13 protein-coding genes are annotated in these 13,862 nt (G+C 68.3%); 8 read left to right on the top strand and 5 right to left on the bottom strand.

Annotated features, from left to right (window positions below):
- Positions 1 to 15: 15 nt before the first annotated feature.
- Positions 16 to 342 (bottom strand): iron-sulfur cluster insertion protein ErpA, encoded by a 327-nt coding sequence (erpA, locus tag HZ321_RS12820; RefSeq protein WP_181702978.1) that lies wholly within the window; start codon positions 340 to 342, stop codon positions 16 to 18.
- A 156-nt stretch (positions 343 to 498) separates the two neighbouring features.
- Between erpA and HZ321_RS12815 the strand changes: the two genes are divergently transcribed.
- The 6 genes from HZ321_RS12815 (at position 499) to scpB (ending at position 7,857) form a co-directional block, all read left to right on the top strand.
- A complete protein-coding gene (locus HZ321_RS12815) occupies positions 499 to 1,716 on the top strand; it encodes a deoxyguanosinetriphosphate triphosphohydrolase (protein ID WP_181702753.1) in 1,218 nt (405 codons plus the stop codon).
- 72 nt (positions 1,717 to 1,788) lie between these two features.
- Entirely contained in the window at positions 1,789 to 3,540 is a 1,752-nt protein-coding gene (gene argS / locus HZ321_RS12810) for an arginine--tRNA ligase (RefSeq protein WP_181702752.1), read from the top strand.
- A gap of 81 nt (positions 3,541 to 3,621) precedes the next feature.
- On the top strand, positions 3,622 to 5,178 hold the full coding sequence (locus tag HZ321_RS12805; protein WP_181702751.1) for an SPOR domain-containing protein: 1,557 nt from the start codon (positions 3,622 to 3,624) through the stop codon (positions 5,176 to 5,178).
- An 82-nt stretch (positions 5,179 to 5,260) separates the two neighbouring features.
- The gene (gene nagZ, locus HZ321_RS12800; RefSeq protein WP_181702750.1) at positions 5,261 to 6,274 is read left to right on the top strand and encodes a beta-N-acetylhexosaminidase; all 1,014 of its coding nucleotides are present in this window, start codon (positions 5,261 to 5,263) and stop codon (positions 6,272 to 6,274) included.
- 111 nt (positions 6,275 to 6,385) lie between these two features.
- Complete coding sequence (locus HZ321_RS12795) at positions 6,386 to 7,138, top strand: segregation and condensation protein A (RefSeq protein ID WP_244635861.1); 753 nt, start codon at positions 6,386 to 6,388, stop codon at positions 7,136 to 7,138.
- The gene (scpB, locus tag HZ321_RS12790; protein WP_425305399.1) at positions 7,135 to 7,857 is read left to right on the top strand and encodes an SMC-Scp complex subunit ScpB; all 723 of its coding nucleotides are present in this window, start codon (positions 7,135 to 7,137) and stop codon (positions 7,855 to 7,857) included. Before HZ321_RS12795 ends, scpB begins: the two co-directional genes overlap by 4 nt.
- Here scpB and HZ321_RS12785 read toward each other — a convergent pair.
- Positions 7,854 to 8,543, bottom strand: a complete 690-nt coding sequence (locus tag HZ321_RS12785) for a HisA/HisF-related TIM barrel protein (RefSeq protein ID WP_181702749.1) — start codon at positions 8,541 to 8,543, stop codon at positions 7,854 to 7,856. The two genes, scpB and HZ321_RS12785, sit on opposite strands and share 4 nt — an antisense overlap.
- Before the next feature lie 28 nt (positions 8,544 to 8,571).
- Between HZ321_RS12785 and HZ321_RS12780 the strand changes: the two genes are divergently transcribed.
- Complete coding sequence (locus tag HZ321_RS12780; protein WP_181702748.1) at positions 8,572 to 9,612, top strand: hydantoinase/oxoprolinase family protein; 1,041 nt, start codon at positions 8,572 to 8,574, stop codon at positions 9,610 to 9,612.
- Positions 9,613 to 10,136: 524 nt separating this feature from the next.
- On the top strand, positions 10,137 to 10,991 hold the full coding sequence (locus HZ321_RS12775; protein ID WP_181702747.1) for a tetratricopeptide repeat protein: 855 nt from the start codon (positions 10,137 to 10,139) through the stop codon (positions 10,989 to 10,991).
- A 97-nt stretch (positions 10,992 to 11,088) separates the two neighbouring features.
- Here HZ321_RS12775 and HZ321_RS12770 read toward each other — a convergent pair whose 3' ends face one another.
- The 3 genes from HZ321_RS12770 to HZ321_RS12760 are packed head-to-tail and all read right to left on the bottom strand — an operon-like array spanning position 11,089 to position 13,860.
- The gene (locus HZ321_RS12770; RefSeq protein WP_181702746.1) at positions 11,089 to 12,111 is read right to left on the bottom strand and encodes an extracellular solute-binding protein; all 1,023 of its coding nucleotides are present in this window, start codon (positions 12,109 to 12,111) and stop codon (positions 11,089 to 11,091) included.
- A gap of 29 nt (positions 12,112 to 12,140) precedes the next feature.
- On the bottom strand, positions 12,141 to 12,947 hold the full coding sequence (locus HZ321_RS12765; RefSeq protein WP_181702745.1) for an ABC transporter permease: 807 nt from the start codon (positions 12,945 to 12,947) through the stop codon (positions 12,141 to 12,143).
- Positions 12,937 to 13,860 carry an ABC transporter permease gene (locus HZ321_RS12760; protein WP_181702744.1) on the bottom strand — a complete coding sequence of 308 codons (924 nt, stop codon included), beginning with the start codon at positions 13,858 to 13,860 and terminating at the stop codon, positions 12,937 to 12,939. Before HZ321_RS12760 ends, HZ321_RS12765 begins: the two co-directional genes overlap by 11 nt.
- Positions 13,861 to 13,862 lie beyond the last annotated feature (2 nt).

Raw genomic sequence — 13,862 nt, 5'->3', positions numbered from 1 at the left:
CTCGGACCGGTAACGTCAAACCGCGAAGCTGGTGCCGCAGCCGCAGCTGGCGGTGGCGTTCGGGTTGCGGATCTGGAAGGACTGGCCCATCAGGTCGTCCACGAAGTCGATCTCCGAACCGGCCATGAACGGCAGTGAGACCGCGTCGACGTAGACGGTCGCACCGTCGCGCTCGATCACAACGTCGTCGTCGCCCGCGGCGTCGGTCAGGTCGAACTTGTAGGAGAAGCCCGAGCAGCCACCGCCTTCCACCGAAACGCGCAGGGCTTTCGCCGCTGGCTCCTTGGCGACGATCCTGGCGATCCGCCGGGCGGCACGTTCGGTCAGTGTCACGGTATCGATGACGTCAGTGGTCATGAGAGCATCAGCCCGCTTGCCGGGCGCCCGCAGGGCGCGCCTTGTCAGCATTCCGTCCCAATAGGTAAGTACGTTGTGGAGTATGGTCAATCGGAGCGGCATCACGCTTCGGCGACCGGGGCTGCGAGAAAGGGGCTTGCCGTGTCGCAGAGGCTGGGTTTCGGGGTCGAACCGAGGGCTGCCTACGCTGTGAATCCGTCCGCCACGCGCGGCCGCCTCGTGGCCGAGCCGGAAAGCCCGACGCGCACGCCCTACCAGCGCGATCGCGACCGCATCATCCACTCCGCGGCCTTCCGCCGGCTGAAGCACAAGACGCAGGTGTTCGTCTACCACGAGGGCGACCACTACAGGACGAGGCTCACCCACACCATCGAGGTGGCGCAGATCGCCCGCGCGCTCGCCCGGGCACTCCGACTGGACGAGGATCTGGCCGAGGCGCTGGCGCTCGCCCACGACCTCGGCCACACGCCGTTCGGCCACACCGGGGAGGACGCGCTCGACGCCTGCCTCCGGGAGCATGGCGGCTTCGACCATAACGCCCAGTCGCTGCGGATCGTCACCCTGCTGGAGCGGCGCTACGCCGACTTCGACGGCCTCAACCTCTCCTGGGAGACGCTGGAGGGTCTCGTCAAGCACAATGGGCCGATGACGGACGCTGTCGGCGTGCCGATCGGACGCTATGCCGACACCGGCCTGCCGCTGGCACTCACCTCCTATCCGGCTTGGCGGACGCTCGACCTTCACACCTGGCCGAGCGCCGAGGCACAGTGCGCCGCGATCGCCGACGACATCGCCTATGACGCGCACGACATCGACGACGGTTTGCGCGCGGCGATGTTCGACCTCGCCGACATGGCGGACCTGCCGCTGATCGGCGACTTCCTCGCCGCCATCGCGGCGCGCTATCCCGGCCTCGACCGTCACCGCACCATCCACGAGCTGACCCGCCGCTTGATCACGGCGATGGTGGAGGATGTGATCGGCGTCGCGCTCGGCACCGTCGCCGAGATCGCTCCGGAGTCGGCCGACGACATCCGGCACGCCGGTCGGGCGGTCGTCTGCTTCTCGCCGCGGATGGCTGCGGTGGACCGGTCGATCAAGGCCTTCCTGTTTCCCCATCTCTACCGTCACCCGGATGTCGTACGCGTCCGCCGCAATGCGGACCGGGTGGTGCGCGACCTCTACGCCCACTACACGGAACGGCCCGAGACGATGCCGGAGGAGTGGTCGGAAGGGGCGGGCGACTGCACCCCGTTCGTGCTGGCCCGCCGGGTCGGCGACTACATTGCCGGCATGACCGACCGCTTCGCCATCCAGGAGCACCGGCGCTGGTTTGACGACACACCGGATTTGCGCTAGGCCCCGCCCGGTTTCGACGGTTTGGCGGGCGGCTTTTCCCCGCGTGGCCGCGACGCGCTCAAGAGGTTCGAGATGAACGTGTTCCAGGTGTTCGGCGATCGGGTCCGGACGGCGATCGGCAAGCTATCGCTCCCGCTGACAGATGCCGATCTCGCCCGCGTCACTGTCGAGCCGCCGCGCGATCCGGCCCACGGCGACATCGCCACCAACGCGGCGATGGTGCTTGCCAAGCCGCTCGGCCTGAAGCCGCGCGACCTCGCCGAGCGGATCGCGGAAGCCCTGCGGGACGACGCGGATGTGGACGCGGTGGAGGTTGCCGGTCCCGGCTTCATCAACCTGCGGATCGCGCCGGCCTTCTGGACGGCCTTTGCCAGCAGCGTGCTGAAACAGCCGGAGGCGTTTGGGCGCTCCACCATGGGCGCTGGGCACAAGGTCAACGTGGAGTACGTCTCGGCCAATCCGACCGGTCCGATGCACGTCGGTCACTGCCGCGGCGCCGTTGTCGGCGACGCGCTGGCCGGGCTGCTCGCCTTCGCCGGCTTCGATGTCACCAAGGAGTACTACATCAACGACGCCGGCGGACAGATCGAGGTGCTCGCTCGGTCCGCGTTCCTGCGCTACCGCGAGGCGCTCGGCGAGACCATTGAGATCCCCGAAGGGCTCTATCCCGGCGACTACCTAGTCCCGGTCGGCGAGGTGTTGAAGGCCAACCACGGCGATACGCTGCTCTCGATGCCCGAGTCGGAGTGGATGCCGATCGTCAAGGATCTGGCCATCGCAATGATGATGGACATGATCCGCGGCGACCTGGAGGTGCTGGGCGTCCGGCACGAGGTGTTCTTCTCCGAACGCACCCTGCACGACCGGGGGGCATCGAACCGCAGCGAGATCGACGCGATGCTCGACGAGCTTCGCGCGCGCGGCCTCGTCTACCAGGGCAGCCTGCCGCCGCCGAAGGGGCAGCTTCCCGAGGATTGGGAGGACCGGGAGCAGACGCTGTTCCGCGCGTCGAACTATGGCGACGACGTCGACCGGCCCTTGCAGAAGTCCGATGGCAGCTACACCTATTTTGCGGCCGACGTCGCCTACATGCTCTCCAAGTGGCAGCGCGGGTTCGACGAGATGATCTTCATCCTCGGCGCCGACCACGGCGGCTACGTCAAGCGGCTGCAGGCGGTGGGCGATGCGATCTCCGGCGGCAAGGCCAAGGTGGTGGTGCGGCTCTGTCAGCTGGTGAAGCTGTTCAGGGCCGGCGAGCCCTTCAAGATGTCCAAGCGGTCGGGCGACTTCGTCACCCTGCGCGAGGTCGTCGAGGAGGTGGGTCGTGACGCCGTGCGCTTCATGATGCTGATGCGCAAGAACGACGCGCCGCTCGACTTCGACTTCGTCAAGGTCAAGGAGCAGTCCAAGGACAACCCGGTGTTCTACGTGCAGTACGCCCATGCGCGCTGCCAGTCCGTGTTCCGGCAGGCCGAGGAGCAGGCACCCGGCGTCTTCGGCGCGCCGATCGAGGAAACGGACCTGTCACCGCTCACTGATCCGGGCGAACTCGCGCTGATCAAGCGGCTGGCGGAGTTTCCGCGGATCGTCGAAAGCGCGGCGGATGCGCACGAGCCCCATCGCGTCGCATTCTACTTGCATGATCTGGCGAGCGAACTGCATACTCACTGGAACAGAGGTAAAGAATTTCCGCATTTGCGCTTTGTTAACCCTGATGACCCAGGATCGACGAGAGCCCGTCTCGCCCTCGTCCGGGCCGTCAAAATTGCGCTCACTTCTGGTTTAAGTATTCTTGGAGTAAGTGCGCCGGACGAGATGCGTTGATCCTTCCACCGTAGCCCTGAGCAGGCGCGGACGGTAAGATGATCGCGGGATTTGGACAGGCGCCAGAAGAGAAGTGGTTCCATGATCAATATCCGCCGAGCCCCGTCCTACCGGGATCAACGCCAGGCCGTAGCCGACGACGCCTATTTTGGCGGCGACAGCCGCGACCCGATGGAGGAACTGGCTCGCCTGCTGGATGACGACATCCAGAGCGTCGGCCGGCGCGGCGGATCGCCCGGCGACATGACGGATGCGCTCGCAGCGGAGTTTCAGTCCAACCTCGGGTCGCTCGATCCCGTCGATCTCACCGGCGGTCAGGGCCAGGCGCAGGGCAGGGCCCGCGCCCCGCAGGCGGACTACCAGCCCGGCTACGCCGATCCCTGGGACGACGACGCCATCGAGCAGTTCGCAGAGGAGCTGGCGGCGCTCGACGAATCGGAGCCGGACGGCTTCCCGGCGGGTGTCCTGCCGTCCCATGCGGCGGGCGACATGGCGCCGGAGCCGACCTCGGGCAGCCGCCGCGGCACGCTTATGGCCGTCTCCAGCCTGCTCGTGGTGGCGATCATCGCCGGTGGCGCGTGGTGGTACTACGGGTCGAGCGGCGGTGTCTTCGGCGAGCCGGAGATCGTCCAGGCGCCCACCGGCCCCTACAAGATCGTACCGGACAAGGGCGACACCATCGAGGAGCCTGCCGAGAACAACGTCGTCTTCAACGGCGCCGCGGCCAAGGGCGACGAGCGTCTGGTCACCCGCGAGGAGACGGTTCCCGATCTTCCCGGCGTGCAGCCGCAGGTCTCCCGCGTCATCTTGCCGAACGGCCAGGAGATCACGCCGTCGGGCGAGCAGCCGCTCGACCTCGGCCCCCGGCGCGTCCGCACGGTCAACGTCCGCCCGGACGGCACCATGATCGAATCCGGCGCCGAGCCGAACCTGCCGTCGACAGCGGATGCCCTTCCGCCGCTCGAACCGGTCGCCAATCCGGCTCCGGCCGCCACGGCCGCGCTTCCGGGCGCCACCGAGGATATCGCCGACCCGATCGGCCAGCTTGCCGCGGCGCCCGACCTTCCGGTCGAGACCTCCACGACGTCGGCGGTCGAGCCTGTCGCGCTGCCCGGATCGACAGAAACGGTCGCGCCCCTCGAGCCGCCGGCTGTTGGCCTGCGGCTTCCGCCCTCCGGCGAAGCGCCTGAGGCGGCGCCGGTGCAGGCTCCAGCCGAAACCGTGTCGGCCCCGGCCGTGAACGCTCCGCTTCCCAAGCAGCGTCCCGCTCAGCCGGCCCAGGCCGTCGCACCCGCTCCCGTGGCGCCCGCCGAACCCGTGCAGGTGGCTTCCGTCGACCCGGTCGCCGTCCCCGCGCAGGAGTCCGCTCCTGCCGCAACGCCGACCGCGGGCTCCGCCGCCTTCGTGCAGCTGTCCTCGCAGCGGTCAGAAGGGGCGGCCGTATCGGCCTTCCAGGCGCTGCAGAAGAAGTTCCCCGGCATCCTCGGCGGCTACGCGGCGGACGTCCAGCGTGCCGATCTCGGCGCCAAGGGCATCTACTACCGCGCCCGCGTCGGCAAGGGCACCCGCGCGGAGGCCGTTGGGCTCTGCGAGCAGCTTCGCGCCGCCGGTGGCGATTGCATCGTCGTCAAGAACTGACCGGCGGCCGCCGATCTGGTCCCCTCGGACGGCGCTCCCGCGAGCGCCGTTCCCCATCGGCCACGATCCGGGGTGACGTGACATGACTCTCGCCTTCGTCACCGGCGTCGCCGGCACGGTCCTCACGGACGACGAACGCCGTTTCCTCGCCGATGCGCGGCCGTGGGGGATGATCCTGTTCCGCCGGAACGTGGAATCGCCCGACCAGCTGCGCGCGCTCACCGCCGAATTCCGCTCGATCGTTGGTTGGGAGGCGCCAGTTCTCGTCGATCAGGAAGGCGGCCGCGTCCAGCGGCTGACTGCTCCCAACTGGCGCAAGTATCCGTCCGCCCGCCGCCTGGCCGAAGCCGCATCCGGCGACCTCGCCCTGATGCGCGACACCGCCCGGCTGATGGCGGAGGACCTGCGCGCGGCGGGCATCACAGTCGACTGCATGCCCAACCTCGACCTCGGGTTTCCCGGCCAGAGTGAAGTCGTCGGAGATCGCGCCTACGCCGGCGATCCGGCGAAGGTCGCGGCGCACGGGCGGGCGGTCGCGGACGGGCTCCTTGCGGGCGGCGTGCTGCCGGTCATCAAGCACATTCCCGGCCACGGCCGCGCAACCGTCGACAGCCATCATGCGCTGCCTGTGGTCACGGCTCCGCTCGCAGACCTGGAGGCGGCCGATTTCGCGCCCTTCCTGGCGCTGGCCGACCTGCCTGCGGCGATGACTGCCCACGTGGTCTACACAGCGCTCGATCCGGACTGGCCGGCCACCCAGTCGTCCGTGGTCATCGGCGAGATCATTCGCGGGCTGATCGGGTTTCAGGGGCTGCTGTTCTCCGACGATCTTTCCATGAACGCGCTGACCGGTTCGCTGGGCGAGCGAGCCGGGTTCTGCCTGCGGGCGGGGTGCGACATCGCTCTCCACTGCAACGGCATCCTGGCGGAGATGGAGCAGGTGGCCGCCGCTGCTCCCGAACTGTCCGGCATGGCGCTCGCCCGCGCCGAGCGGGCGCTGTCCTTCGTCCGGCCTCCGGACACCGTGGACGTCGCCGCCATCAACGTCCGGCTCGATGCGGCGCTCGCCGCCTTCGACGCCGGCACCAGCATCTGAGGAGAGGGCAGGTTGGGCGCCACGGACGAGACCTTGCCTGCCGCCGCCGACAACGGTGACTGGAGCCCTGACGCGCCGGTTCCCCGCGATCCGCCCGCGGGCGAAAACCCGCTGATCATCGACGTGGAGGGGTTCGAGGGCCCGCTCGACCTCCTGCTCACGCTGGCGCGCAGCCAGAAGGTGGATCTCGCCAAGATTTCGATCCTTGCGCTTGCGGAGCAGTACCTCGTCTTCGTGGAGGAGGCCCGCAAGCTCCGCCTGGAACTGGCCGCCGACTACCTGGTGATGGCCGCGTGGCTCGCGTACCTCAAGTCGCGCCTGCTGATCCCGGAGGTCAAGTCGGACGACGACGAGCCGACGGGCGAGGAACTCGCCGCGCTGCTCGCCTTCCGGCTGAAGCGGCTCGAAGCCATGCGCGACAGCGCGGCCCGCCTCGTCAATCGCCCGCGGCTCGGGCGTGACGTGTTCGCCCGCGGCGCGCCGGAGCCGGTCGCCGTCCAGCGCACCAGCACCTACGACGCTACGCTCTACGACCTTCTCTCCGCCTACGCCTCGCAGCGGCAACGGCAAATGGTCAGCGTCGTCCATGTCCGCAGGCGCACCGTCTGGTCGCTTGCTGACGCGCGCGAGATCCTGACCCGCCTCGTCGGCCGTCTGGCCGACTGGACGCCGATCGAGAGCTTCCTTCTGCCCTACCTCGCCGGTCCGGAGATGAAGGCGACAGTGCGGGCGTCGGCCTTTTCCGCGGCCTTGGAGATGGTGCGCGAAGGCCGCCTGGAGCTACGCCAGAGCGAGGCCTACGGGCCGCTCTACATTCGCACCGCCGGGCCGCGCGCCGTGCCGGAGGGGGAGGGCGGGTCGTGACGTCCGATCGCGACGACACGGAGCCCGATGGGGCGCCGCCGAGCGGTGAGGATGACGGCGACAGCCCGGTGTCGCCGGAGGAGCGGCTGTTTGCGTCCCGTATCGTCGAGGCCATGCTGTTCGCGTCCGCCGAGCCGCTGTCGGAGGACGACCTCGCCTTCCGTCTTCCGCGCGGCCTTGCCGTTGCCGACCTCATCGCCGAGTTGTCGGAGCGATACGAAAGCCGCGGCGTCAATCTCGTACGTGTCGCCGGCAAGTGGATGTTCCGCACCGCGCCGGATCTCTCCTTCCTGCTCCAGCGGGAGACCACCGAGCAGCGCAAGCTGACGCGCGTGGCGCTGGAGACGCTCGCCATCGTGGCCTACCACCAGCCGGTGACCCGGGCCGAGATCGAGGAGATTCGCGGCGTCTCCACCGCCAAGGGCACGCTAGATATCTTGATGGAAGCGGGCTGGGTGCGGATGCGCGGCCGCCGGCGTTCGCCCGGCCGGCCGATCACCTACGGCACCACCGAAGCCTTCCTGGTCCACTTCGGCCTCGACGCGATCGGCGATCTACCGGGCCTCGACGAATTGCGCGGCGCGGGCCTCCTGGAAGGCAACATCCCCCCCGGTTTCAGCATTCCGCTCCCGACCGACGCCAGCGCCCTGACGCCCGACGAGGACCCGCTCGACGAGCCGGAGCTCCCGTTCGGCGAGTTCGGCGAGGACGAGGACTAGCAATCGCCGAGGCGCCGAACGTCGTCTCCGGTCAGCGTCCCCGCGTGGAGGGCGGTCGCGACCAGCGCACCCGCAACGCCCATTGCCTTCAGCGTCTCCAGGTCCGCCGGTCCCCGCACACCACCCGCAGCAAAGACCCGCCGCGCGCCGGCACCCTGTATATCGCGCAGCCGGTTGAGGTCCGGGCCGCCGCCTGTCCCGACGCGTCCGAGCGTCATGACGATCACATCCTCCGGCCAGCAGGCGGGGTCCAGCAGCGTCGGTGGCCCGGCGTAGGTCTCGCCCTTGAAGTCCAGCGACAGAACCCCTCGCGCACCGACGGCGCGCAGCACCGCAGCGTCCTCCTGGCTCTCCGTGCCGATCACCGGGCGCAGGCCCGGAATCGCCAGACGTTCCGCCAGCCCGGACGCCTCGCGGAGGCCATCGTCGAGCCAGATCTCCACGTCCGGCCAGCGTTTTGCCAGCGCGGCGATCGCGGCCAGATTGCCGCGTCGGCCTTCGATCGCGTCGAGGTCCGCGATATAGAGCGCGTCGAAGCGGGCGACTGACATCAGGCCCGCCGCCACGTCGAGCAGTTCGGACGTCGGCGACAGCGGCGTGACGATGGGCGCGTAGGCGGCCCGGTCACCGGCCCTGGCGCGGACGACGAGGCCGTGCTTCAGATCGAGGACGGGAATGACGCGCATGATGGGTTCCGCAGGCGGAGAGGAAAGTATGACATCGCACGGCGGCGCCGGGAAGGCGACCCTCGGCTGGGACATCGGCGGCGCCCACCTGAAGGCGGCCCGGGTGGTGGATGGCCGCATCGCGGCGGTCGCGCAGGAGCCGTGCCCGCTCTGGCAGGGCCTCGACAAGCTCGACGCGGCCTTCGATGCCCTTCTCGCCCGCCTCGGGCCTGCCGACCGGCATGCCGCGACCATGACAGGCGAACTGGTCGACCTGTTCGAGAACCGGGCCGACGGCGTCGCGCGGCTCTCGACGGTCGCCGCGCGGCGCTGTCCCGGTGTCCGGATCTACGCCGGCCGGGACGGCTTCGTCGATCCCGCTGCCGCGGCCGGCCACGCCGACGCGATCGCCTCCGCCAACTGGCACGCCACCGCGGCGTTCGTCGGCGCGGCAGTCCCCGACGCGCTTCTCGTCGACATGGGCTCGACCACGACCGACATCATTCCGGTCCGAGCCGGCCGGGTCGCCGCGCGGGGCTACACCGACGCGGAGCGGCTGGCGTCGGGCGAGCTCGTCTACACCGGCGCGACGCGGACCGCGCTGATGGCGATCGCCCCGGCCGTGCCCGTGGCAGGCACGCTCTGCGGCGTCGCGGCCGAATACTTCGCTACGATGGCGGACGCCAACCGCATCCTCGGTCGACTCGATGTCGGCGCCGACCAGCACCCGACTGCCGACGGCCGTGGCAAGAGCGTGGCGGAAAGCCGCCTTCGCCTGTCGCGCATGGTCGGCCGCGATGTGGCCGATCTCGACGAGGCCGGCTGGACCCGCGTCGCCGAAGCCTTCGCCGAGGCGCAGGTCCGGCGGGTGCACGACGCGGCGGCGCTCGCGCTGTCCGCCTCGCCGCTGCCGGCCGACGCACCCGTTGTCGGCTGCGGCATCGGCCGGTTCGCCGTGGCGGAGCTCGCCCGTCGGCTCGGGCGTCCGTATGTCGACCTCTCCGCCCTGCTGCCGGTTGCTCCCGCCGAGGCCGCCAGGGCGGCCTCCTGCGCCCCCGCCGTGGCCGTCGCGCTGCTCGCCGGAGGCTGATTCGCGTTCCCCGCGGCCGGCTGCAGGATGTGACGATTCCGCCACACGAACCGATTCAAATGCTGGCTGCTCCCGACGGACGGCCGGAGATGCCGTGTTTCAGCCACGATCCGGCGTGAGCGTGCCGGCACTTCGGGATGCGGCGTACGGGTCGAGTGGGACATGAGTGTGTGGGGAGACCGGGCGGGGCGATGCCCAGGCGGGGCGGTGAGATCGGCCGAAATCGGCCGTTTCGGCCTTATCCTCGCCAAAAACGCAAGCTCGAGCGGTACCTGCGGAAACGCTCCGAACCCATTCAGACTCGTGGATAAACGGCGGATGCCGGGCGCGATTTTTCGCAGTCCCGAATTCGCCGGAATGGCATACGAGAGTCCGGGCGTTCCGTCGTCGGTCGACAGAACAAACGGGAAATTTACGGGTCCCCGGCAAGGATCCGCTGACAACGGGGCGGGGTGGGCCGAAGCGGTTCCTGTCCCGTGCGGTATCGAGCCCGGGCCGGTTCCGGGTGCTCTGAGCAGGCGGTCATGGTGAAGGTCGAACGCGTTCACATCCTCGGTCTGGCGTCCGCCGTGGCGGCGACGCTCGCCCTGTCCGGGCCCGCCGCTGCCTTCGATGTCGCGCCCAATCGCGCCGTGCCCTGCTGCGATGTCAGCACCGAGGAAGTCTTCCGCGAAGGCACCCGCGCCTACTACGCCGGCGACACGGCGACCGCCCTCGACGGGCTGCAGATCGCCGCGGAGAAGGGCCATCCGGCCGCGCAGTGGAAGCTCGGGCGGATGTATGCCGCCGGCGACGGCGTGGCCGAGGACGACCTGAAGGCCTTCGAATATTTCAACCAGATCGTCGCCGTCCACGCCGAGGACAGCCCGACCTCGCCGCAGGCGCCGTTCATTGCCAACGCCTTCGTCGAGATCGGCTCCTACTATCTCACCGGCATCGCCAACTCGGGCGTCGAGCCGAACGTCGGCCGCGCCCGCGAGATCTTCACCTACGCCGCCTCCTACTTCGGCGACGCGCTGGCGCAGACCAAGCTTGGCGACATGTATTTCGCCGGCGTTGGCGGCGAGCGCGATCCGCGCCAGGCCGCCCGCTGGTTCCTGCTCGCCGCCCGCAAGGGCCAGGTCGAGGCGCAGGCCCGCCTCGGCCAGATGCTGTTCTTCGGCGAGGAGATCGAGCCCAACCCGGTGCACGGGCTGATGTGGCTCACCATTGCGCTCAAGTCGGCGCAGACCACCGGTCGCGACGACGGCACGATCCGTGCCGCCCACGAGCAGGCCTTCTCGCTCGCCAACGAGGATCTGCGCCGCAAGGCGACGCAGCTCGCCGACCAGTGGCTGCAGGACAACGCTTCCGTCGTCGCCACCGCCGCGGGCAACTGACCGCGTTCTACGCCGATCCGGCCGTCATCACGAGACCGCAGAAACGCCAAAGGGCGGAGGTTTCCCTCCGCCCCTGGTCACGTCGTGGCCGTGCAGCTCACTTCTTCAGGTTGGTCCAGATCTTGTTGTAGATCTCGACGACCTCCTTCGGGCAGGGCGGCACGAATTCGGAGGTGGCGCCCTCCGGCATGTTGATCTCCGGCGCGGAGGCGAACTCCGGCGGGAGGAAGGCCTTGCTGCCCTCGATGCCGTTATCGTAGCCGGCGAACTCGGAGATCAGCGCGGCATTCTCGGGCGCCATGATGAAGTTCTGGAAGAGCTTGGCGTTCTCCACGTTGGCGGCGCCCTTCAGCACCGAAACGTTGTCCATCCAGCCTTCCATCACTTCCTTGGTCATGGCGAACTTGATGGCCGGGATCTGCTGGCGCATGCGGTAGGCGGCGCCGTTCCAGGTCTGCGTCACGTCGACGTCGCCGGAGGTGATCTTGGTGATGGTGTCGTAGGACATGGTGCGCCAGTAGGGCTTGGCGGCCAAGAGCGCGTCGTTGACCTTCTTCAGGTCTTCCTTGTTCGACGTGCAGCGGTCGACGCCGACAAAACGCTCGGCGGCGTGGATCAGCGAGTTCATGTCGTCGAGCACGTTGATGCGGCCCTTCAGCTCCTCCGGCGGGGCGAAGAGCAGGCTGATGGAGTCCATCGGGCCCTTGTACTTGTCCGTGTTGACGGCGTAGGTCGTCAGGCCGAACTGCCAGGGAACCGTGTAGTTGCGGCCCGGATCCCAGTAGACGTCCACAAACTTCGGGATCATGTGCTTGAAATTCGCCATCTCGTTCGGCTTGGTCTCCTCAAGAAGACCTTCGTCGATCATCACCTTCACGGTGTAATCGGACGGCACCACGATGTCGAAGCCGGAGTTGCCGGCGCGCACCTTGGCCAGCATCGTCTCGTTGCTGTCGTAGCTGTCGAGCGTCACCTTGACGTCGAATTCCTTCTCGAACTTCTCGATCAGCTTGGGGCTGGTGTAATCGCCCCAGTTGTAGATGTGGAGCTCTCCGGCTGCGAGAGCCGGCGCGGTGATCAGTGTCCAGATCGCGGTCGTTGCCAGTATCGTTCTTGTCATGGTCCACCTCCGAGCAATCCGCCCGGCAGCTAGCGGCGTCTCTGGCCGATCAGTGCCGAGAAGGAAATGAAGAGTATCGAGATCCCCAGGAGGATCGCGCACATGGCGTTGAGTTCGGGCGTCATCGGCCGACGCGTCATCGACCAGATGAACACCGGCAGCGTCTGCTGTCCGGGTCCGGCCACGAGTTGGCTGATGGTGAAGTCGTCAAAGGAGACGATGAAGGCGAGCGCCGCGCCCGAGACGATGCCGGGCGCCAGCAGCGGCAGTGTCACACGCCGGAAGGTCATCCAGGGCGTCGCGTAGAGGTCGGCGGCCGCGTGGTCCAGCGTCAGGTCCATGTCCTCCAGCCGCGCCCGGATCGGCATGTAGGCGAACGGGATGCAGAACACCGTGTGGGCGACGATCAGGTTGCCGAGGCCGAGGTTGATCCCGAACACCGAGGCGACGAGCGCGAAGAAGGAGAGCGTCGCCACCGCGGTGATGATCTCGGGCACCATCAGCGGCAGGCTGATGGTCATGTAGGCGGCACTCTGGCCACGCCAGGATCGCACCCGCGTGGTGCCGAGAGCCGCCGCCGTCGCGGCCATCGTGGCAATGATGGTGGCGGTGATCGACACGATCATCGTGTTGGTAGCCGCCTGGTGGAAGCCTTCGTTGTCGAGCGCCTTGGCGAACCAGTCCAACGATACGCCCGTCCAGATGCTGACGATCGAGTTGGCGTTGAAGGCGAAGATCACCAGCACCAGGATCGGCGCATAGAGGATCGTCAGGCAGAGGCCGGCGATCAATCCGAAGCCGGGCTGGCGGCGGACGTCGGTGCCCCTACCGGCCATGGCCCACCCCCTTGCCGGCGGTGTTGCGGGCATAGAAGAACAGCGCCACCAGCACGCCGGACATCAGGATCAGCGCCTGCGCCGCGCCGAGCGGCCAGTTGCGGCTGGAGCCGAACTGCTGGGCGATGAGATCGCCGATCATCAGGTGCGTGCCGCCGCCGAGGATCAGCGGCGTCACATAGGCGCCGAGCGCTGGAATGAACACCAGCAGGCAGCCCGCCACGATGCCGGGCTTGGCGAGCGGGATGATGATGCGCCGGAGCACCCGGCCGCGGGTCGCGTAGAGGTCGAAGCCGGCCTCCACGAGGCGGAAATCCAGCTTCTCCAGGGAGGTGTAGAGCGGCAGCACCATGAAGGGGAAGAAGCTGTAGAACAGCCCGAGCACGATGGCGAAGTTGGTGTAGAGCATCACGATCGGACGGTCGATGACCCCGAGGTTGATCAGCCAGTGGTTCACCAGGCCTTCGTCGCGGATGATCAGCATGATCGCCACGGTGCGGATCAGGAGGTTGGACCAGAAAGGAATCGTCACCAGGAGCAGCCACCATTGGCGCTGGTGCGCGGGCCGCGTGGCGATGAAGTAGGCGGTCGGGAAGCCGAGCAGCAGGCAGGCGATCATCGTCCCCACGGCGAAGACGAAGGAGCGCAGGTAGATCGAGAGATAGTCCGGATTGAAGGTCAGCGTCTCGTCGAAGATGTCCTGCGTGAAGAAGAACGAGACGTAGGCCTCGGTGGAGAACTCCCATTCCACGCCGCCGTAGGCTGCCGGCTTCAGGAACGAATAGACCAGCATGATCACCAGCGGCAGGATACCGAAGACGAAGATGATGGCCAGCGACGGCAAGGTCAGCAGCCGGCTCACCCGGTCGATGCCGGCGTCGCGTTTGGCGGTCGAGCGTTGCAGCGCGCTCATCG

This window comes from Chthonobacter albigriseus, from assembly GCF_013839445.1.
Lineage (GTDB): Bacteria > Pseudomonadota > Alphaproteobacteria > Rhizobiales > Pleomorphomonadaceae > Chthonobacter > Chthonobacter albigriseus.
This window is presented reverse-complemented; position numbering and strand designations above follow the sequence as displayed.